Source organism: Rubritalea spongiae (assembly GCF_042652385.1).
Lineage (GTDB): Bacteria > Verrucomicrobiota > Verrucomicrobiia > Verrucomicrobiales > Akkermansiaceae > Rubritalea > Rubritalea spongiae.
Genome location: NZ_JBHSJM010000001.1, coordinates 2138882 through 2160347 on the forward strand (window position 1 = coordinate 2138882; position 21466 = coordinate 2160347).

General features: G+C 50.4%; 19 protein-coding genes. 2 read left to right on the forward strand and 17 right to left on the reverse strand.

The annotated features are described in order from the left end of the window. Positions 1 to 42 precede the first annotated feature (42 nt). From ACFPK9_RS09625 to ACFPK9_RS09700, 16 genes are all read right to left on the reverse strand, one after another. On the reverse strand, positions 43 to 777 hold the full coding sequence (locus ACFPK9_RS09625; protein WP_377094664.1) for a PEP-CTERM sorting domain-containing protein: 735 nt from the start codon (positions 775 to 777) through the stop codon (positions 43 to 45). A gap of 173 nt (positions 778 to 950) precedes the next feature. Continuing rightward, the gene (locus ACFPK9_RS09630; protein ID WP_377094666.1) at positions 951 to 1691 is read right to left on the reverse strand and encodes a hypothetical protein; all 741 of its coding nucleotides are present in this window, start codon (positions 1689 to 1691) and stop codon (positions 951 to 953) included. Positions 1692 to 1728: 37 nt separating this feature from the next. Further along, positions 1729 to 4509, reverse strand: coding sequence for a sulfatase-like hydrolase/transferase (locus ACFPK9_RS09635; RefSeq protein WP_377094667.1), 2781 nt, complete (start codon positions 4507 to 4509; stop codon positions 1729 to 1731). Positions 4510 to 4584: 75 nt separating this feature from the next. Beyond that, on the reverse strand, positions 4585 to 5310 hold the full coding sequence (locus ACFPK9_RS09640; protein ID WP_377094669.1) for a PEP-CTERM sorting domain-containing protein: 726 nt from the start codon (positions 5308 to 5310) through the stop codon (positions 4585 to 4587). Positions 5311 to 5417: 107 nt separating this feature from the next. Continuing rightward, positions 5418 to 6893 (reverse strand): FecR family protein, encoded by a 1476-nt coding sequence (locus ACFPK9_RS09645; protein WP_377094670.1) that lies wholly within the window; start codon positions 6891 to 6893, stop codon positions 5418 to 5420. A gap of 77 nt (positions 6894 to 6970) precedes the next feature. Then, the gene (locus tag ACFPK9_RS09650; protein WP_377094671.1) at positions 6971 to 7501 is read right to left on the reverse strand and encodes a sigma-70 family RNA polymerase sigma factor; all 531 of its coding nucleotides are present in this window, start codon (positions 7499 to 7501) and stop codon (positions 6971 to 6973) included. Between the two features lie 137 nt (positions 7502 to 7638). Further along, the gene (dapF, locus tag ACFPK9_RS09655; protein ID WP_377094672.1) at positions 7639 to 8445 is read right to left on the reverse strand and encodes a diaminopimelate epimerase; all 807 of its coding nucleotides are present in this window, start codon (positions 8443 to 8445) and stop codon (positions 7639 to 7641) included. Between the two features lie 98 nt (positions 8446 to 8543). Next, positions 8544 to 9356, reverse strand: coding sequence for a tryptophan synthase subunit alpha (trpA, locus tag ACFPK9_RS09660; RefSeq protein ID WP_377094673.1), 813 nt, complete (start codon positions 9354 to 9356; stop codon positions 8544 to 8546). 213 nt (positions 9357 to 9569) lie between these two features. Next, positions 9570 to 12974 carry a DUF7133 domain-containing protein gene (locus ACFPK9_RS09665; RefSeq protein ID WP_377094674.1) on the reverse strand — a complete coding sequence of 1135 codons (3405 nt, stop codon included), beginning with the start codon at positions 12972 to 12974 and terminating at the stop codon, positions 9570 to 9572. 325 nt (positions 12975 to 13299) lie between these two features. Next, positions 13300 to 14589: an L-fucose:H+ symporter permease gene (fucP, locus tag ACFPK9_RS09670; RefSeq protein ID WP_377094675.1), complete on the reverse strand. Its 1290-nt coding sequence runs from the start codon at positions 14587 to 14589 to the stop codon at positions 13300 to 13302. Positions 14590 to 14631: 42 nt separating this feature from the next. Further along, the gene (gene fucU / locus ACFPK9_RS09675) at positions 14632 to 15063 is read right to left on the reverse strand and encodes an L-fucose mutarotase (RefSeq protein ID WP_377094676.1); all 432 of its coding nucleotides are present in this window, start codon (positions 15061 to 15063) and stop codon (positions 14632 to 14634) included. A gap of 117 nt (positions 15064 to 15180) precedes the next feature. Then, positions 15181 to 15339 (reverse strand): hypothetical protein, encoded by a 159-nt coding sequence (locus ACFPK9_RS09680; protein ID WP_377094677.1) that lies wholly within the window; start codon positions 15337 to 15339, stop codon positions 15181 to 15183. Between the two features lie 67 nt (positions 15340 to 15406). Then, positions 15407 to 17053, reverse strand: coding sequence for a UxaA family hydrolase (locus ACFPK9_RS09685; protein WP_377094678.1), 1647 nt, complete (start codon positions 17051 to 17053; stop codon positions 15407 to 15409). 101 nt (positions 17054 to 17154) lie between these two features. After that, on the reverse strand, positions 17155 to 18018 hold the full coding sequence (locus ACFPK9_RS09690; protein ID WP_377094679.1) for a fumarylacetoacetate hydrolase family protein: 864 nt from the start codon (positions 18016 to 18018) through the stop codon (positions 17155 to 17157). A 69-nt stretch (positions 18019 to 18087) separates the two neighbouring features. Continuing rightward, positions 18088 to 18837 carry an SDR family NAD(P)-dependent oxidoreductase gene (locus ACFPK9_RS09695; protein WP_377094680.1) on the reverse strand — a complete coding sequence of 250 codons (750 nt, stop codon included), beginning with the start codon at positions 18835 to 18837 and terminating at the stop codon, positions 18088 to 18090. 29 nt (positions 18838 to 18866) lie between these two features. Then, on the reverse strand, positions 18867 to 19688 hold the full coding sequence (locus ACFPK9_RS09700) for an amidohydrolase family protein (RefSeq protein WP_377094681.1): 822 nt from the start codon (positions 19686 to 19688) through the stop codon (positions 18867 to 18869). 162 nt (positions 19689 to 19850) lie between these two features. On the opposite strand from ACFPK9_RS09700, the gene ACFPK9_RS09705 reads away from it, so the two are divergent. Beyond that, the gene (locus ACFPK9_RS09705) at positions 19851 to 20027 is read left to right on the forward strand and encodes a winged helix-turn-helix domain-containing protein (RefSeq protein WP_377094683.1); all 177 of its coding nucleotides are present in this window, start codon (positions 19851 to 19853) and stop codon (positions 20025 to 20027) included. Beyond that, positions 20024 to 20551: a FadR/GntR family transcriptional regulator gene (locus ACFPK9_RS09710; protein WP_377094684.1), complete on the forward strand. Its 528-nt coding sequence runs from the start codon at positions 20024 to 20026 to the stop codon at positions 20549 to 20551. The genes ACFPK9_RS09705 and ACFPK9_RS09710 overlap by 4 nt, the downstream gene beginning before the upstream one ends. Before the next feature lie 100 nt (positions 20552 to 20651). Here ACFPK9_RS09710 and ACFPK9_RS09715 read toward each other — a convergent pair whose 3' ends face one another. Further along, on the reverse strand, positions 20652 to 21437 hold the full coding sequence (locus ACFPK9_RS09715) for an L-fucose dehydrogenase (RefSeq protein ID WP_377094685.1): 786 nt from the start codon (positions 21435 to 21437) through the stop codon (positions 20652 to 20654). Positions 21438 to 21466 lie beyond the last annotated feature (29 nt).

The window sequence follows — 21466 nt, forward strand, 5'->3', positions numbered from 1 at the left end:
ACTCCCTTTCGGCCTCCAAGTAATAACTATGATAATCTTCTGTTAAGCGCGACGACGGCGAAGGATCAGAGCGATACCTCCGAGGCCGAGAAGAGCTGTGGAAGATGGCTCTGGGACGGCTGTGTAGGAAAGTGTGGAGTCATCCCAGAAGGCTGAGCCGTTGCCACCGGTTTTAGTGTAGATGCCGAAGTAGAGATCCTTGCCGATGACTGAGCTACCCTCTGCTACTTCCCAGTTGAAGGTCCAAGTAGTGAAAGTTTGGTCAGCGGGATCAGCTTCCGTAGGAGCTGTGTATGTTACATCAGAGAGAGCATTAAACTCTGTGTACATGTTGTTTTTAGCAACTTGGGCATTAGAGCGTTGGGTGCCTGCGTTGCCTCCCGTGACTGGAGCGGTTTCAAAGAAGCCTGCAACAGAGCCACCAGCGGTGTTTGTTGAAGAGGAGAGGTCGTTTAATCCGGCGAAGCTGAACGCATCACCATTACCAATACGGGCTTCGAAAGTGTAAGTGCCAGCTTGGATGGTTTGACCTGAACCAGCGATGTCAGAGAACTGCCAGTATGTGATACCCATGTAGTTATTGGCGTTACTGACACCCCATAGATTACCTGTTTCAGCAGTGAGGTTGTCTTTAGAGGTGTTTGTAGCTCCTGCGCCAAGTTGAGTTCCGCTTTCACCAATGGCCACGTTGTAAATAGTAGCCGCTGAAGAAACTGAAGCAGAAGCGAGCACAGCCATTGCGCTAGCTGAAACTAGAGAGTAGTTTAGTTTTTTCATTATAATTGTTTGTTGTTTGTCGTGTATGAGGGGGTCGCAAGCGCTACACGCTGACGAACTCTCAGTAAGAAAGAACCAAGGTGGGGTAGGTGTGACAAAAAAAGTGATCCTTTGTTATGGGAAGATAGAATATCAGAGTAAGTATCGCGTGGTCGCGATGTGTGGGGGATGGCTTAGTCTGTTCTTTCCTGCGGGTCACTGAGGGTCACTGTGATGCCTCCGAAGTGGAGGAGAGCCGCTGAGGATTGATGGGCGATGGGGGTGATGGACATGAAGTTGAGTGCGCACACTGCTGAGGCTTTGTTTGTTTCTATGCTGAAATCGAGAGTGAATTGGCCGTTGGATGTAGAGGTCACTGTGAAAGAGCCAAGCTCTTCGGAATTTTTAAAACTATTTGATATGCTAGCTCCTATACCGTTTCCCTTAGTCACGGTGATGTGTGTGGCACCTTCTCCAATCCCTTTATCGACACGTGCGGAGTAGAAGAGAATGGCGTATTCTTGTTGTGGTTTTAGGCCACTGAAAGCGAAGCTCACGCGCGGTTTATCTTTTCCTCTTGTAGCGTGAAGGAAGAGGCCATCATCGGTAGCGGCGGATTGGATTTTTGATAAAGCAGATGGCTTGGAGCCAGTCCAATTGACATCAGCTAGAGAATCTCCCCAGTTGGAGGTGGCCTCACTTGAGACAGTGACAGATCCAGAGGGGGTACCATCAGTGTCAATGAGCGGGTAGGTTCCCTTTACTTTAGCAATGGATTGGGCTCCTGTTAGGCCAGCGCCATTGATGAGGTTGTAGTGGCCAGTTGCGTTGCCTGCGGCGCTTCCGAAGTCGATCCAGATGGGGGCCTTTTCTGCTAGGACGGTTGATGCTAATAAGGGGAGAGCTATTGTGGAGAGGAGGAAGGTGTTTTTCATAGCGGTTTGGTATGTTTTATGGTGAATAGCTGAGAGCTTAGGGTTTGAGCTGGATGGAGAAAAATTTGCGATCGAAGTCGATCTGAATTTCTTGGCTGGTTTCTGATTCAGTGGCGTCTGCGTCCAGGTCTGAAAAGAGCGGTGTCCAGCTAGGGGTGGAAGTGCCGAGATTAGGGCTTGATAAGATATCGAATTTCAAGCCAGGTGCAGATGGCCATGTGAGAGTCACGATGTCTTCGGCCGATTGGGTAGCACGTACGGTGAATGTTTTGTTAGGGTCGCGTGGATCGAGATTTAAACGAGTTTCGGTGTAGTCATCTGTGTTGTCGTCGTCGGTGTCCCAATCATCAGCATTGGTTTCGCTAGTTCCGAGTAGGCCATTGGCATCGGTGTCTTCTAGGGCGTCGGTGAGTCCATCAGCATCGGTGTCGACAGAGTCTCTTCCATCGACATCAAACGGGATGTAGAAGGGATCGTCTTCTAAGGGTCTTGCGGGGACAGCCACTTGAGTAGGATTGAGTGTGGGCCATAGTTCGCCAAGGTCGCCCCAGGAATTGTCCAATTCTGCAGCCATAGCGCGCGCCATGGTGAGCACTTTTTCAGGCTGCGCTGACGAGAGATTGTCTGATTCATCGGGGTCAGAGGTTAGGTTATAGAGCTCAAAGGAGTCGTTGTAGAAGCGATAGATTAATTTCCAGTCGGGTTCACGGTACCAAAGAAAGTAGTCACTACGATGTTCATGTGGTACGTAGCTTATGAGTTGTTGTGGGCGATGTGAGCCACTTTGACCCAGGAGGTAGGGGCTAAGGTTGAACCCATCCATGTATGGGTGATCGACACCACAGATTGAGAGGATTGTGGGGGCGATATCCATTAGCGAGACGATGTCGTGTTCAACAGCATTTTCGACGATAGGGAGGGCTTGTTGGAACGCGTTTTGCGTATCGGGTTTTGCCCAAGCAATGATGAGTGGAACTCGGGTTCCGCCTTCGTAGGCTGAGCCTTTTTTGCCGCGCATTGGGAAGTCATTGAAGTTGGCGTTGCCAATTTGCCCTTCGTCATTGAGAGCTGGCGAGTCGCTGCCATTGTCTCCCATGAAGAGGATGAGGGTGTCTTCAGCTACACCGAGGCTGTCCAAATGCTGGATGATATTTCCTAAGGAGATATCGACTCCCTCTACCATGGTGGCGAATTTTTTATGATTTGTGGAAACTCCAGAGCTGTAGGCGGAAGCATCGACTCCAGGGTTGTAGGTGAAGGGGGAATGGACCGCGTAATAGGACATATAGCCAAAAAACGGGACACCATCGCTGACTGCGGTGCTGATTGCTGAATTCATTTCTATGGTGAGGGCATCGGTGAGGTACGTTCCCGCTCCACTGCCTGTGTAGGCTTCCATTCCCGGCATTGCACGCGAGCTGCTCTCGAAACCTGATGAAGAATTTGAAATATAACGCGCCGGCTGACCAGAGGAGGAACCGGCAATGTTAACGTCGAAGCCGATAGCTGTCGGATCTGCTGCATATCTTCCTTTGCCGCCAAAGTGGCCTTTGCCGCAGTGGATGGAGCGATAGGAAGCATTTGAGAGAAGCTGTGGTAGTGTCACATCGGTCGCGTCCATTCCCATGTATCGCCAATTGTTAGGACCGCGGTGGCTTTTTTGTGCAAAGGAGTTGTTATCGATAGTGCCTGCGAGGTTTAAGTGGACAGTAATGCCGTGGCGAGGGCTATTGTGGCCAGTCATCACACTTGTGCGAGTAGGGCTGCAGACAGGCATGGCGTAGGCTTGAGTGAATTTCATTCCCTGTGCTGCGAGGGTTTCCATGTTAGGTGTTTTATAAAAATTGTTGAAGCCAGTGAGGAGTGGGGAGCCTGAATCGTTGTAGCTATCGTAAGCGAAGGGAACCGATGTGTCCGTGACTCCAAAGTCATCGACGAGGAAAATGATAATGTTAGGTACTTCTGGTCCGATACTCACCGTGACTTCTGCGGTCGCATTCTCGGATTCACCCGCAGCTGTGAGTGTATAGGTGGTGGTCTCAGTTGGGGTGACATTGAGAGAGGTGGAGCCTGTGACGTCGATGTTACCCGGGTTGAGAGTGAGGGTAGTTGCGTTGTTTGCTGACCAGCTAAGCGTGACTTCAGTCCCTGATTGAACGTAGTGATCATCGGCCTCGAATGAGGGAATCGAAGTGATAGCTCCGGGAATGATTTCGAAGCCGCAGATGGCGGAACGTGAATCATTGGAGTTAGGATTTCCTGTGAGAGTGAAAGAAGTTCCAGTTAGTCCGGTGATAGTGACGGTCTTATCAATGGAGAAGCTGCCATTGAAATAGCCTGCGTCGAGAATGGTGCTAGTTTTCGTGCCAGAGCCGTCGTCGATGAAATAGTCCATGGTGCGGGTATTTCCATCGTTGGAGTCACCATAGATCACTACAGAATAGCCAGAAGCGTAATTGGCTGGTAGGTCGCTGACAGTGAGAGACTCGTTTTGTTTGAAGCCGATCCAGGTTTCCATCATAACCCAGTCTTGAGATTGCGATTCCCAGCCTAGTGCGTTTGATTTGATGAAGCCGGCTGAGTAAGAGAGGCTTGCGCTAGTGGCGCTGCCATTGGTGTCTGCTAGAATGATATTGGCTGCCGTTTGGCCTACGGCGTTATTCCAAGTTTCTGAGCCTGTGGAAACGATAGTTCCATCTGGCCGCGAGCTCATTCCGGCTGCGATGGTGTTGTTTTCGTGGACTGCAACTTTGATCTGAGCAGACGCTGAGCAGTAGAGAGCTAGGACTAGGGGGATCGAGAGAAGGAGCCGTTTCATAGATACTTGTGAGAAAAAAGCCGGGAAGGGGATATTGCCTACCTACCCGGCTTTAAACATGAGGCAAGGGTGTCTTTATGCGCGGCGACGGCGAAGGATCAGCGCGAGACCTCCGAGGCCGAGAAGAGCAGTGGATGATGGCTCTGGAACGGCTGTGATAGACATGAAGTTCAGCGCTCCTGCGCTGCTTGAGCTTCCTCCTACGGTGTAGGTGAGGGTAAGTTCACCCGATGCTGTGGTGGTGGCGGAGAATATGCCCACATCTGAATCGTTGTTAAAGCTATTGCTGATGCTCGCTCCTGTACCAGTTCCTGTAGTGACTCCAATGTTCGTAGCTACGCCGCCGTTATTACCACGAGCAGAGTAAAAGAGGATGTCGTAGGTTTGTGAAGCAGCCAAACCCGTGAAGCTTAGTGACACGATAGGGTCGATGGCGCCCGCATTGTTCATGTATAAGCCGTCATCGGTAGCTGTAGCCGCGATACCACTGAGGGTCACTGGTTTCGTGCCTGTGTAGTTTGCACCGCTGGCTGCGTCACCCCAGTTTGCAGTGGTGTTACTAGAAACTACTACTTGGCCTGCAGAGGCTCCAGTGGAGTCGATGAGCGAATAGGTATCTTCTACATCGCTGATAGAGCTGGCACCGGTAGTTCCGTTCCCGTTGACATTATTGTAATTACCTGTGGTTACTCCAGCAGAAGCACCAAAATCGATAAGGATACTGGATGCTTGAGAGGTCGCTGAAAGGCCAAGAAGGGCTGTAGCGACAATTGATAAGGAGGATATGTTTGTTTTCTTCATTATAATGATTGATTGATATCATTTTGAAAAATCCGTGAGTAATAATGACAAACGGATTCTCCCTAACAAAGAACGTCACAGGGATAAGTGTGACTTAAAAAAATGATTTAATTAAAAATCGGGATAATTCTCACAGCTGAGATGTTGCCACGGTCATTGCCCTTTTGTTGGATGGGGGTGGTGAGGGTGAGGGAGTCTGCTGTGAAAATGGTTTGGAAATTGGTGAAGGACCGTGCCCCCTCTTCAGTGTCACTTGGCTCTGGGTATTGCGGAGAGAGAAGTTCGCTTGAATCTGTTTTTTGTGTTTCGATAGCAGGAGAGCTTTCGGATAGGTGAATGCTGAGAGGGAGAAAATGAACATTTGGCTGGCCTGAGTTGCGCAGGACTTGAATGCGGTAGCTCGATGCTCCGATTTGCTCGAGCCACGGTTGGAGGTTTTCGATACGGATAATGATGCCAATCTCAGGGTCTCCTGTGAAGCCGAGTTCTTTGGCTGCTGATAGGTCGCGGCTGTCATTGTGACCAGATAAAAGATGGGTTCGAAAGAGTGCTGCTTCCGCAGAGTTTGCAGAGCCCTCGGGGAAAAGTTTGTAGCCGCAGAGCCATTTGACGGTGACAGGCGATTGGTCGAGAGTTTTTGAGCCGTCGATTGTGTTTGCGACTGTCCAGCGAGTGGACAAGGGTTGCTCAGCTAAAATTCTTTGGTTGTCGAAATAGTACTCGCTGAAAACGATGCCTATTGATTGTCGCAGTTTGGTGGTGTAGAGCGATGCGTCTGCGTCGACCTTCTTTGGCGGCCATTGGTTAGCATCTGTAATGAGGGCTTGGCCTTTCTCAGCCTTGTTCTGCCTGGTGGCAGATCTTGATAGTTGGATCGCGCCATCAAGTACGTCGATACGTGTACTTTTTGCTGAGGATTGGTCGATACCAAAGGTGGTGCCAAGGTCTTTGACGAGTCCCTGAGGAGTGTGAATGTCGAGGGGCTTACCATCGAGTTCGGCCCAGATTTTTCCTTTTTTGAGGGTGATCTCTCGATGGGAATTAATGGTGAATTTGGCCGGAGCCTGAATGGTGAGACGGTTGTGGTCCGAGGAGTTGATCTGGATAGATCCCTCTTTAAGGCTGTATGTCTTGTGGGTCGTCATCCATGTGCCTCGCTGGAATTCTTGAGTGTTATGGGTTGCAACCACTTGGTAGGCCCCTTCAGCGACGGCACTGCGGTATCCTACAGGAATAAGGAATGAGAGGAGAATGAGGGCGGCTGTTGCGAGAGCCATTTTAATGATCACTGGGCGAGTGAGCTTGCTCGGTTGTGTTAGGGTGAGCTGCTCGGTGATCGGGGAGGATTTGGCCTTTTTGGTGGCTTGGTGAATGCCGGTGAGACCAGAAGAGCTGGTGCCGAGTTTGTCCACGAGATGGGAGTGGAGCATGCGCATTTTGACGAAGTAACTCAGGGACTGTGGGTCTTGAGCTAGAATGCGGTTGAGCTCAGCCAAATCGTCGAGGCTAGACTCTTTATCGAGCACGCGTTGCACGAGTTCTATGAACTCTTGCGATGGCAGGTCTGTAGTGGGCTCGGGCATTGTCTACTTAAATAGAGAGGAAATAGGGGAAGTGTGACACAGTATTTTTTATTTTTTACTGTGGCAAGAGCGGCGCATCAGTTTTGGCGTTCGATGCAGTCTTTAAGAAGCTGACGAACTCGGGAGATAGTTTTGCGGACTGCGGTGTGAGATTTTTTATGAGAGTGGGCGTACTCTTTGAGAGATTGACCTTCAGTGTAAATGGCGTGGATGAGTGAGGCGTGTTCGAAGGGGAGTTTTTTTAAGCATTGGTCGAGGTGGGAGAGTTGTTGTGCAGTTTCGTCGTACTGGCGACAGACTTCCTCAGTGATCAAGTCGAGCGCTTGCTCAGAGAGGTTGACCATGGGCCGACGCTTCTGGGAGCGAAAGTAATTGAGACACCTATAGCGGGTGACTTGCGCGGCCCATGCGCGGAAATTGGTTCCAGTTTCGAACTTATCCGCATTTTCGATGAGGTACATATTTGCAGCTTGGAGGACGTCGGCAGAGTCCGAAGATGGGACGCCTAGTGAGCGAATGAGGGCGTGCAAAAAGCCTTGTTCACCAGCAAGTAATTGAGAGAAGCATAGTTCTTCTGGAGGGTTCTCTGATGCACTGCTCTCATTCATCTGTGGTTTACTATGAAAATGCGAGATGAATTGGCAAGCGCAGGATGTGGATATCTTGTAGTTCTTTGTGGATATGTAAATGCCCAGAAGTAACGAGGTACTTGCTGGGCATGGGAAAAGCTTAAGGTTGGTAGCGATTATACCTCAATGGAACCAGTAAAGACGAAGTCTGCTGGGCCAGTGAGGGTTACGTTGGAGAACTTATTGTCGCCAAGTGGCTCGAAGCCGATTTCGAGAGTATCACCGCCAGCGACATCGACTTTGATGGGTGATGCTGCGCCAGTGAGGATGTGGTGGAAGAGGGCACTTGCACACATGCCGGTGCCACAAGCGAGAGTTTCGCCTTCGACTCCGCGTTCGTAAGTACGGATGGCAATGTGGTCTGGACCGATGGCGCAGGCGAAGTTCGCGTTAGTGCCATTCGGGGCAAAGTGGTCGTGGTAGCGGATGGCTGCTCCGTTTTTGACGACATCGAGAGCAGGAAGGTCTTTGACGTAGGCGACTGCGTGTGGGACGCCGGTGTTGACGAAGTGAATGTTACCAAGGTCTGGAAGCGCGATGGGCAGGTTCATGTCGAGATCGAATGGGTCAGACATGGCGATGCGTACGTTGTCACCGATAAGCTCCGCGCTGAGTGTTCCAGCGATGGTTTCGAAGGTGACAATTTCTTTTGTAGGTGAGCTGAGGCGTGCAGTGTAGGCGCCAAAGCAGCGCGCACCGTTGCCACACATTTCGGCTTCGCCGCCATCTGCATTGTAGTAGCGGAATTTGTAGTCGGCACCATTTTCGGCAGGCTCGACAGCGAGTAGGCCATCGGCGCCGACACCGCGGTGACGATCGCAAAGTTGGGCGATTTGTTCCTTGGAAAGATTGATGGAAAGGTCGCGGTTATCGATGACAACGAAGTCGTTGCCCGCGCCGTTCATTTTTGTGAAATTTAACATAGTGGTATGTTTTAAGTGAGATGTTTTATGACTCGTAGAATGGAGTCATTTAGATAGAATTGCCGGAATTCGTTAGAATGGGTAAAATGTGAGGCGAGTTAGTTTGTCGCTTGTCCTTTTGCGGCTTTGATGAGTGGGGTTGCGAATGCTGCGACTTTGGCAGCGACGTCTGCGCAGTCAGCATTTTCGGCGACTTGGTTGACAATGGCTGAGCCGACGACGACTCCATCGGAGAGCTCGCCGACCATTTTTGCTTGGTCTGGGGTGTTGATACCGAAACCGATGCAGACGGGTGTGTCGGTGTGCTTTTTGATCTTTTCTACAGTCGCACCGATAGCATCAGATGGAGCTGCTTGGGCGCCGGTCACGCCTGTGCGAGAGAGCGCATAGATGAAACCTTCGGATTGTTTTGCGAGGGCTGCGATGCGTTCGTCGGGCGATGTGGGAGCGATGAGTGTGATATGTTTGAGGCCTTCGTGCGCGGCGAGCTCCTTGTTGAAAGGAACTTCATCTGGAGGAAGGTCGAGTAGGAGCACTCCGTCGGCACCAGCAGCTGCGGCATCGGTATGGAATTTTTCGAACCCGTAGGTGTAGATGGGGTTGAGGTAGGTGAAGAGCACGATGGGTGTGTCGTGTGTTTCACGGAAATCACGGATCAGCTGAAGCACCTTGGGAAATGTTGTGCCCGCTTTGAGCGCGCGTTCTGCTGCGAGCTGGTTGACGACACCATCGGCAAGCGGGTCGGAGAATGGGACACCCAGTTCGATCACGTCAGAGCCTGCATCGGCAAGGCCTTTGATGATTTCTAAGGATTTTTCCAAATTTGGATCACCCGCCGCGACGTAGGCGACGAAGGCAGGTGTGTTAGTCTCGGCCAACTTTTGGAAAGTGGTATCGATGCGGTTGCTCATGGGCGAAGTGTCGGTCTGCTGAGATGACTTTTCAACTCCAAATGCTCGCTAAAAAGAGGGGTATAGAGTTATTAGACTTTGCTGAGATGATATTGGACTTTTAGATTTTTGACAGGTCGCATGGCAAGAGGGTGTTTTTGTGCTTCCGAGTGTCGAAGGTCGGTAGGTCGAAAGTATGGGAATGCATCGTATGGTCGCGATGGAGAGAGGTTTTTATTCTACGATCATGATGCCTTGCATGACTCTCCAGTGGCCGGGGAAGGTACAGAGGTATGGGTAGCGGCCAGGTTTGTTTGGCGCCTTGAAGGTGAGTTCTTCGGTTTTGTTTGGGTTAACTAATTGTGTGGCGTGGAGGACATCTGGCGTGTCTGGAATATAGGCTTTTTCAATGCCATCTGCTTGGGTTGCCATCTGGTCAGCGAGTGTTCCGATTGTTTGTGCGGTGCCTGGTTTTAGGATGAGGAGATTATGTAGCATGCTGTCAGGGTTCTCAAAGATGAGACGGACGTCGCTGCCAGCTTTGACTGTAAATTCGGTGGGTGAGAATTTGAGTTGGTGAGGGACCGCTTGGATGCGGATGGCGCCGGTGAACTTGGCTTGTTCCGCGCGGTATTTTGAGTCGAGGGAGAGTAGGTTTTCTTTGCTGTCGCAGAGAGTAACGTTTGTTAGAGCTTCACCCATGAGGTTGTAGATAGCGATGGATGATTTCTCGACTTTGTCTTTTGGGAATTCTATTTCGATGACATTGATCCCTTGATTGAGCGTGAAGGAAACTTGTTGGTCTTTACTCCAGCGTTCATTGTCAGAGAGCAAGAGGACTCCATTGACGGAGACGTTGATGTAGTTGAACACAGCGCCTAAGATGGCGGGTTGTTCTTTTTCTGACTGAATGAAGGTGAGGTATTTACCTTTTTTGAAGGGGTTCTTTTGGGTGTATTGGAATGCTGTGTTTTCTTTTCCAAGTTGCATCCAGAAAGGGATTTGTGCTTTAGGTGATACTGAGAGGACTGGGATACTGCGTAGTTTGTGGGAGGCGGTGCCGTGTTTGAGGTCATCGAGCATTTGAGTCACGGGTTTGTGTTTGCTCTTCAGTTGCTTTGCCAAATCGATGATTTTTGGGAGTTCTTTTTGCATATGTGCAATGGCGTCGACTACTTCCATCTGCACACGAGGGTGAGGGTCATTGATGCATTTTTTGAGCATTTTCGCAGGCGCTGGTAAGCGGTCGGCTTGAAGGCGAATGGTGTGGATGGCAGCTGAGCGATAGAGTGGGGATTTGGAGGCGAGTAGAATGTCGAGCAGCTCTGGCTGGATTTTTCCAAGGCCTTCGGAAACGAAAATGGCTTCGAGTAGGGATTGTTCGTAGTTAGGAGCGGCCGGGTCGAGAGTTTTGACCCAGGTGTTTAGGGCTGTGAGGCCAGTGGCCTCATGCTTCCGCAGTTCGATGCGAGCGTGGTATCTGACGAGGTCGTTGGAGTGTTCGAGGAGTTTACAGAGATCTGCTGGAGAGGTTCCTTTGATTTCCGGAAATTCTTTATTTGTGGGATTGTTGGTGTACGTGACGCGCCAAATTCGGCCGTGTTGGTGGTCCCAATTGGGGTCGCGCATGGCGTGTTGGGCGTGGCCGATGATGGCACTGCAAAAGTCTGAAATGTAGAGTGAGCCGTCCATGCCGAAGGCGAGTGCGGCGGGGCGAAATGCAGGGTTCTTGGAGCTGACGAGATCGAGTCTGTCAGTGGCTTTGATGGGGCCATTGTCGAAGTGAGTTTTGGAAATGGAAACTGTGTAATTTCCTAACAAAGATGCGGAGGCGATGCCTTGTTGGTATTCTTTCGGGAAATTTTCACTGGAGATGATCGCAGCGGCTGAGCCTTTTCCATAACCGAGAATGGAGCCGTGGCGGAACGGGTGGTAGACGCCAAGTGGTGTCCAAGTAAGCATGAGGCCGTCGACTACGAGCCCATCACCGTACATTTGGTAGGTGTTGCCCCAGCGGTCAAAGGTGGGTTGCCAAGGGTTCGGGATGGCGCTTTGCCATTCGGTTCTAATTTCTCCTGTGTTGAGGTTATGGCGATAGGTGCTGGCATCAATGCCACGGTGCACGCCGTACGGGGTTTCGAATTGGGATCTGTGGAAAACACCATCGGAAAAGATGATTCCACCATAAGGGTCTGCTGCGAGCATGCCGCCGTGGTGAGAATCTGTCATGTCGATGCCGCGGAGGAGTTCGGTAAATTTGTCCGCGCGGTCATCACCATTTTCGTCGACAGCGAAGATGTGTTTTGGTTGAGCTGAAATGATCGGGCCAGTGTGGTGGAAAGTGATGCCATCAAGCGCGTCAAAACCGGAGGCATAAACCGTGGATTTGTCAGCTTTTCCGTCTTTATCGGTGTCTTCTAGGATAAGAATTTTATCTTCTTTAGGAAGCCCAGGGACGGTGTGTGGAAAAGACGGCATAGTGACGACCCAGAGGCGGCCTTCGGCATCGAAGGCGATTTGAACTGGGTTGCGCAGCTCTGGGAACATTTCTTCGGAGGCGAAAAGTGAGACTTCATATCCGTCGGCGACTTTAAATTCAGCCATCGATTCAGCGGGGCTTTTTACGACTCCATTTCCCTTGCGAGCTTTTTTTCCTTTAATAGCGGGCAAGGGTGGGAGAGATGGTTTCGGGAGCGAGTCGAATGTGAGTTTTGGGTCGGCGAGGATCTTTTGGATGATGTGGTCAGACTGTGCTACGAGCTTGTGGTAGCGTGGCATTTCAGCGAGATATTCATCGGGGCGCTGGCGGACACCGAAGTAGACGACGGAGTTTTTAGGTCTGGTGATTTCAGCGACGTAGCTGTGTTTTTGCGCAGCCGCTTGGGCGATTTGTTTGAGATGGTTTTTGTCTACGGACTCAAGTTTGAGCTGAGTCATTTGCGAAGCTATGGTTTTAGCAATAAGCGCGTTGCCTACCTCATTGAGGTGAATACCGTTAGATGTTAGGTTTTGTTGGTGTGTGACGTAGGCAGCTTTACTTGGGGAGAAGAGGTCAATGAACTGCATGCCGTTTACCGTTGCGATTTCTTTGATCGCGTTGGTGTAGAGCTGCAACTTTTCGTTGAGCGTGGAGCTATTAAAGGATTTGTTATTCGTGTTAGATGCCTCTCCTTTTCGTTGTACAACTGGGTAGGATTTGGGCTCAACTGCAATGGGTGAGAGGAGAATAATTCGCGCGGAGGGATGGATCGCTTGAAGTTGTGTGAGGTATGAAGTGTATTGGTCTTTAAAATCTTTTAAACCATCTGCGCCTGCAAAGGCTTCATTCATGCCATAACCGAGAACAATGGTGTTGGCCTTCCATTTATCGAGAACTTTCGTGAGATGTCTCACGTAGCCTTCAGGTCGGAGGCGGTAACCGACTTCGTCACCAGTCCACGCGAGGCTGCGAACCGTGAGAGGGTCTTTGTCTGCCGCTTTTTGAGACAGCTGTAGGTAAGCTTCTAGATATCCCTGTTCGAGTAGTCTTTCCACCATAGAGTTCCCATAAAAGAGCATGGAGTTTTTAGGCTCTGCCTGTGCTGTTTTAAAACAGAATAGGGAAATGAGGGTGTAGAAAAGGAAGAAGAGCTTATTCATAGTGGTTAATGTAGGGAAAAAAGAGCCAATGGGGGGGGACTCTTCGATGTAAAATGCTGAGGTCTCAGCATGGTTAGTACTTACGGAAAATGTATTCAATTGGGATGAATACATGTTTTGAGAGGGTTTTCGTTAGCGCTCTGGGATTGGACGCTTTATCAATGGCTACGTTTGGTCTCGGTCCTAGAGTATCGCTGGATACCGGATGTGATTTATAAATAAGCTGCTCATAGTTAGAAGAGGTACTAGCTATGAGCAGCTTTCGTTAATGGGTGATTCAACTTCCTATTCCAGTATGGATCAGATGGAAGTTGATAGAGAGAGTTTAGGCTGCAATCGCTCTAGGTCTTCTGCAGGCGAAGCCGTAGAGGGCGATGACTACGAAGCAGATGAATGGCAGGTAGAAGGAGAGGTTGACTCCTTGGGTGTCGATCATTGCTCCTTGGAGTGGGGGCATGAGACAGCCACCGCCGATGGCCATGATGAGCCCAGCGGAGCCGAGTTTCGCATCGTCCTTGAGACCTTCTAGAGCAATGCCGTAGATGGTTGGGAACATCAGAGCCATGCAAGCAGAAGTAGCAACGAGGCAGTAGAGGCCTGGGCGACCGCCGATGTAAATGGTTCCGAGCGTAGTGGCCATTCCACCGAGAGCAAGAACCATGAGGAGTTTGCCAGGGGTAAAGTATTTCAAGAGGAAGGTACAGATGAAGCGGGATGCTAAGAAGATGGACATCGCTGCAATATTGTAGTTTTGCGAGAGTGTCTCAGCATCTTGTTCCGCCATCCCTTCAGCGGTGAACACTTCAGTACCGTAGTGGATGATGAAGGTCCAACACATGATTTGTGCACCCACATAGAATGCTTGAGCGATAACACCTCCGACCCAGCGCATATTTTTGAAAAGGCGTCCGAATGTTGCTCCGATCTGGAGGCCTTGGGAATTATCTCTTTGGTGAATAGGGAGTTTGAAAAGAGCAAAGACAACGAGGATCACTAAGACGACAACGCCGAGAGTGACGTAGGGCGCGCGAAGAATGGCGAGGTCGGATTGGATGATCGATTCGAGTTCAATTTCTGGGAGCGCTGCGCGCTCTTCTTGTGTGCGGCTGTCAATTTTGCTCATGATGAATGTCTTAGCGACAAACATTCCAGTAAGGGCACCCATAGGGTTGAATGCTTGAGCGAGGTTGAGACGGCGCGTTGCAGTTTCGTCGTCGCCCATGGACATAATGTACGGGTTGGCGGAGGTTTCTAAGAAAGAGAGACCACATGTCATGATGAAGAAACATGCGAGGAAGGGAGTGAAGCTGAGGGTGATACTGGCTGGGATGAAGAGCAAGCAACCAATAGCGTAAAGGCTCAGACCTGTTAGTATCCCTGCGCGGTAGGAATATTTTGTAATAAAAATGGCAGCAGGGAGAGCCATAAAGCAGTAACCACCGTAGAATGCTGCTTGGACGAGTGACCCCTCAAAGGCGCTCATATCGAGAATTTTTGAGAAGACTTTCACCATGGGGTTGGTGATGTCATTGGCAAAGCCCCATAGTGCGAAGAGCGAGGTTACGAGGATGAAGGGGATGAGGTACTGCTTAGGTACAACGGGTTTTTTAGTCATGGTATGTAGTTGTGATAGGTTTTTGGAGGGAGAGATCGGTTACTAAATAGGAGTGACTCCTTTGGTAAGAATGATGTTAGCGTATTTGGCTGTGTCGCCTGTAGCAACGATGGCGTGGGCGTTTTTAGCGCGCTCGTAGAAAGCGAAGCGTTCTACTTTGTCGATAGAAGGTACGTCTTTTTGATGACGATCTATCGCGGCGCGGTAATTTGCTTCGACTTCAGGATCGGGCGTGTCACCAGGGACTACATCCATCATTGCTGCAGGATGGTCGGAATAGGCATCGAGTTCGAAGAGAGGCAAAATAGCATCTAATAACTCAGGAATTTTGTGGCCGTCTGCTCGGATGACTGGGATACCGGCCTTGTGTACTGGGTAGTGGGCATCCGCAAAGATGATTTCTTCACCGTGGCCCATGCGATAGAGTGTGGATAGAAGTTCTGGTGAGAGAAGATGGCTGATTCCTTTTAGCATGATGGATTTAAGATAATGGATTTAAGAATTAAGATTTTCTCGTGATGTTTTAAGTGTAGAGGAGAAAATGGCGGTGAGTTCGTGTGCTTGATCTAGAAGCGGTTGCACTTTTTTTTTCTAGTATTTTGCCTTCAGAGCGGCACGGTAATTTGCTCCTGAGCCAAATACTTGATCTCCTAACCGAAACATGCCAACTCCACTCGGTAGGGCTTTGATGAGGTTCAAAACCCTCAGATAAAACTGGAATGTACGCAGTTTGAGCTCAGAGGTATTCATGTTAGATCGTGTACTCTATAATTTAGAACGAGTGTGTAAATCTTAGTTTCTAGATTTAAAGTTTTCATTATAAACTGACTCCGCGTCGCCATGGGATGAAGTCGTCTTGGCCGAGGCCGACGGCTTTCGTGGTGTAGTTTCCGCTGGCGACTTCGAGGATCATTTCAAGGAGTCTATTGCCAGTTTCTTGGATGGTTTCTTGTCCTTCGATGATAGTGCCAGCGTTGTAGTCGATGAGGTCTGGGTGACGTTCTGCTGTGGTGCGGTTGGAGGCGACTTTGATGACTGGGCAGATTGGGTTTCCAGTTGGTGTGCCGAGTCCGGTGGAGAAGAGGATGACGTTGCAGCCTGAACCGGTCATAGCGGTGGTCGATTCTACGTCATTGCCGGGTGTACAGAGGAGGGTGAAGCCGTCGCGCCTGAGAGGTTCGGTATAGTCGAGGACGTCGGTGACTGGAGCGGTTCCACCTTTTTTGGCTGCGCCAGCGGATTTGATGGCATCGGTAATGAGGCCGTCTTTGATGTTACCAGGGCTGGGGTTCATGGAGAAGCCTGAGCCGATGGCTTCGGCGCGGGCATTGTAGTCTTCCATGATCTGGATGAAGCGAGCGGCTTCTGTTTTGGTTTTACAACGCTTAATGAGGTCAGCTTCGACACCGCAGAGCTCAGGGAACTCGGAGAGCACAGCGCGGGCACCGAGGACGGTGAGTACGTCTGTGACGTGGCCAATGGCTGGGTTAGCGGAGATTCCTGAGAAGCCGTCTGAGCCACCACATTCCATGCCTACTGCGAGTTTGGTGATAGGTGCTTCTTGGCGGGTTTGCTTGTTAGCTTTTGCTAGACCTGCAAACATTTGGCGCATGGTTTCTTCAAGAAGAATTTCTTCGGATGGGTATTGCTGTTGTTCAAAGACGAGCAATGGGCGGTTAAATTCTGGGCAGCGCTTTTTCATTTCATCTTGAAGGATGGAAACTTGAGCGTGCTGACAGCCGAGGGAGAGAACGGTGACGCCGGCGACGTTAGGGTGAGTGGCGTAGCCTGCGAGGAGACGGCAGAGCGAGTCGGAATCGCCACGGTCAGATCCGCAGCCCATGGAGTGGGAGAGGAACTTGATGCCATCGATGTTAGGGAAGAGGCGTTTTGCTGCTTCTGATTCGTCAGATTCGAAGGTTATCTCTGTGAGATCTTGGCCATTTGTCGCAGCTTCAGCCATACGCTCGGCGAAGTCTGCGTATTTGGTGGACTTAGCGTAGCCAAGTGGTTTGAGGAGGGCATCTTGGAGCATGCGCAGGTTGCGGTTCTCGCAGAACACCATCGGGATGACGATCCAGTAGTTGGCAGTGCCTACTTTGCCGTCTTCGCGGTGGAACCCTTGGAATGTGCGTCCTTCAAATTGTGAGACATCGGGTGCTGTGTTCCACTGGAATTCACCTTCTTTGTAGAGATCCATACCGAATGGGTCTGCTGCGTGATGGAGGTTGTGAGTGTGGAGAAGGGTACCAGCTGGTACGTCTTCTGAAACGGTGCCTACGAGGACGCCGTACATGGTTACCTTATCACCTGATGTGAGATCATTGATAGGGAACTTGTGCTTGGCATCGATGTCGGTAGTGAGCGTGATGTCATTGCCTGCAAAGTTGATGGTTTCACCAGCTTTAAGGTCTTGGAGTGCGACAAGGACATTGTCGCGAGGGTCAATTTGAAGAACGTTCATTTTTCTGAAGTGAGAAGGTGGAAGTGTGTGGGTAGAAGTTAGAGATGAGAAGGTAGTGGGGTCATTGGAGAGCCTTCTACCTTCTTCAGTCTATTATCTTCTTACTTCTCTTTAACAGCAACTTGCTTTTGGGTGCCGAGGCCGTCGATGCCGAGTTCGACAACGTCGCCTTCTTTTAGGTATCTTGGTGGGTCGAAACCGAGGCCGACACCTGCTGGTGTACCGGTGGAGATGACGTCGCCTGGGAGGAGAGTCATGAACTCAGAGAGGTAGGAGATGACGTGCTGGACGTTGAAGATGAAGTCGGCAGTGGTGCTGTCTTGGATTTTTTCTCCGTTGAGTTTGAGCCAGAGGTTGAGATTGTTAGGGTCTGCGATTTCGTCAGTTGTTGCGAGGTATGGACCGAATGGAGCGAAGGTATCTGCGGATTTTCCTTTTACCCACTGGCCACCCATTTCGATCTGCCAAGCGCGCTCAGAGAGGTCGTTGTGAACAGCGTAACCTGCGACGTAGTCGAGTGCATCTTCTTTGGACACGTATTTTGCTTTTTTGCCGATGACGACAGCGAGTTCAACTTCCCAGTCAGACTTCTCAGATTTACGTGGGATGACGATGTCGTCGTTTGGTCCTGACCATGCGGATGTGGACTTAAAGAAGACAACGGGTTCAGCTGGTGGTTCCATGCCGGATTCCTTGGCGTGGAGCGCGTAGTTGAGGCCGATACAAACGATCTTAGACGGACGTGCGATCGCTGGAGCGAGTTTTACTTCATCGAGTTTTGACTCTGGAAGGTTTGCGCGGTTTTCAACGAGGAATGCGAGGAGGCGCTCGAGGCCATTGTTTTCGAAGAATGCTTCGTTCCAGTCTTCACCGAAAGAGGAGCAGTCGACAGCTGTGTTCGAGCAGTCCTTGCAGATGATACCTGGAGTGATGGTGTTGTCTTTGTAAAAGCGGATGAGTTTCATATAGAAGTAAAAGGTTAGATGTGAGAAGTGGGTGAACTTCTCACTTTTTAGATTTCAGATTTAAGTTTTCTAGCGGAGTAATGTGACGCCGCCGTCGATGTCGTAGGCGGAGCCGGTGATGAAGGATGCTTTGTCGGAGCAGAGGAAGGCGGCGAGGTCGCCGATTTCTTCAGGGGTGCCCATGCGGCCGATTGGTTGGTATTCGCTGAGAGTTTCCATCATTTTCGGGCGCTCTTCAGGAGTGTAGTTTTTCTCAAGGAAGCCTTCTACAAATGGAGTGAGGACACGTGCTGGGCAGATGCAGTTACAGCGGATGCCTTTGTCAACGTAGTCGCGGGCGACGGAGAGAGTCATGGCGTGTGCTGCGCCTTTGGACATGGAGTAAGCGAAACGGTCGAGGATGCCGACTTTGCTCGCGATGGATGCGAGGTTGAGGATGACACCGCTTTTATTTTCGAGCATTTTCGGGATAGCGAAGTGGCAGCAATGGTAGATGCCTTTGACGTTGACGTTGTATATTTTGTCGAGTTCTTCTGGGGAACATGTTTCGACGTTACCAACAGCGGCAATGCCAGCATTGTTGACGAGGATGTCGACGCGATCGAGTTGGTCAAAAGCTGCTTTGACGGAATCAGTGGAGGAGACGTCACACTGGACGATTTCGGCGGTGCCGCCATTTGATTCGATGATTTCTTTTGTGCTGGATGCTGCTTCGACGTTGAAGTCGAGTATAGCAACGTGGTTGCCAGATTCTGCGAGTTTAACTGCGATGGCTTGGCCGATGCCGGAGCCAGCGCCTGTGACGACTGCTGTTTTCATAGAGGTGATTTAGTTGATTTGTTAGATGATTAAAGTGAGTAAAATTGGGTGGCGTTATCTGTGTAGATGGCGCGTTGTTCGTCTTCTGATAGAGTGCTGAAGTAGGAGGTAAAGCAATTTACCCAGCGTGCGTAGTCGCTGGCGTGGAGGCTGACAGGCCAGTCGGAGCCGAACATGAGGCGCTGCGGGGTGAAGGCTTCGAGCAAGACCTCGAAATAGCGGGTCATGAGCGCGTCGTCCCACGAGCTGTCACGTACTTCGGTGACGAGGCCAGAGATCTTGCAAACGAGGTGTTCGCGTTTTGCCATTTCACGGATTTGTGTTTCCCATTGGGTCGGGAACTGGCTGGAGCGAATTTCTGGTTTGGCGGCGTGGTCGAGGACGAAGCGTTGGCTCGGGTGCTGATCGATGAAGCGAGTCGCCGCAGTTAATTGATTTTGGAAAATGAGGACATCGTAGGTGAGGTCACGGGCGGTGATTTCGCGGATGCCGGCGTTGAACTCTTTGTTGTCGAGGAAGGTCGCATCTTCGGCGCCTTGAGTGATTTCGCGTACGCCCTTGAAATAGGTGTTGGCTGCGTAGTGATCGAGTTGAGTTCCTGCTTCTGGGGATGTGAGGTCGACCCAACCGACGACGGCTTTGATGATTTCGCTTTGTTCCGCTTGTTCGAGCAGGAAGTCATTTTCCTCTAGGATGGTACGTGCTTGGACGGCGACGGCTCCTGTCATTCCATTTTTAGGGAAGAGCTCATCGAGCTCATGTGCGAGAAAATTGCGACGAGTTTCGTCGGTTTCTAGCCAGCCGAATTCTGTTTCGGTGTATTTCCAGAGGTGGTGATGGGTGTCAATCATAGCGTTTGGGGCGGAAGTCTGTAATACAGGATGGGTGTGGTCAATCTCTTATACAAAGGTCTGCGGGATTCATGTATGGATCTGGAAACAACATTCGCTTGTCCAGTTTAGGAGTCTGAGATAGTTTGAATTTTAATGAATCGAGGCTCTGATATCCCCAATGTGACCAGACAAGTTTTACTCAGCGAAGGAGTTGAGTTGGCATTGGAGAAAAGGATTTTGTCGGGAGAGTTAGAAGAGGGGCAGAGATTGCCATCTGAGGGTAAGTTATGTGAGGAATATGGGGTGAGTCGTACAGCCTTGCGCGAGGCATTGAGGCAGCGCGTGGCAGAGGGATGATCGAGACGATTAGTGGCAGTGGAAGTTATGTAGCGCGCGGGAATCTTGATGTCATTTCAAAAGCGGTGGCGACTTATTCGAGTTTGATCAATGATGAAAAGGCGTCGAACGATTTGGTTGAATTTCGAGTGTTGATCGAAGGTGCTGCATTGAATCGCTTAGCGCGTAGTGAGCGTGACAAGCAGGCGCGCGTGGAGCGATTGATTGATATCTTAGAAGATATGCGTGGTGAGAGTGATCCAGCAGTTTTTGGCGAGTTAGATTCGAAGTTTCATATTCAAATTCTGGAATCGTGTAATAACGCATTTATCAACATGATAGGTAAGGCGCTGTATTCGCATTATCAGAGTTGTATAGGCCATGCACATGCTATGGCTACTTTGGGGATGCGTGAGGATACAGTGGCGGAGCACGATGCGATTATTCAGGCCTTGATTGCATCAGACGGGGAAGCTGCTCGTTTAGCGTTAGAGAAGCATCTTTCGGCTGCGAAGGAGCGTTCCGAGCTGATGGGGATTCATTAATTTAGGGGCCTTGTTGTTGAGCCTTGAAGGCAGAAAAAACGCTCACTGATTTTCATCGAGTGAGCGGGTATTAGGGTGAGAGTCACTAGCGTTCAAATAACTATTCCTTTTCCACGGCACCGTAGGAGCGGTCGAAGTGAACGTAGCCTCCATCAGGGTAGATGATTTGGCCAGTGGTGTGGCTGGATTTGTCGGAGGCGAGGAAGACTACGGTGTTAGCGATTTCTTCAGAAGTGGTCATGCGCTGGCCGAATGGAATGCGGGCTTCGATTTGATTGAGAGTGGTCTCAGGATCTTCGAGTGTGTTGAGCCAGTTTTGGTAGAGGGGAGTCATGACTTCAGCTGGGACGACGGTGTTGACGCGAATTCCATCTTTGGCGAGGGAGAGTGCCCACTCACGAGTGAGTGAGTTCATGGCTCCTTTAGATGCAGCGTAACCTGAGGTGTCGCCTTGGCCAGTTTCGGCAACTTTGGAGGAGATATTTACGATGAATCCTTTAGATTCTTTGAGTGCAGGAAGAGCGTAGTGAGTGAGGGTGAAGACGTGGAAAATGTTCTTTTGGAGCGAGGCCATGAATTCGGCGGGGGAACCATTTTCAAGTGAAACTCCATCGTTGATTCCTGCGTTATGGACAATGCCGTCGATGCGACCGTAAAGCTTGAGAGTCTCATCGATCGCGTTTTTGCAGGCTTCTTCTGAAGTAAGTTCGGCTTCGATCACTGCCCCTACTTTGCATTGGTCGATCAATACTTGGCCAACATCTGGCGAGCGGCCGACGATGACTGGGATGGCTCCTTCTTCGGCAAAGGCGGTTACACATCCGGCGCCGATTCCTTTTGCGCCACCAGTGACGATGACAACTTTGTCAGTTAGGTTCAAATTCATTTGTAATACAGGTTGAGATTTCGAGGGCT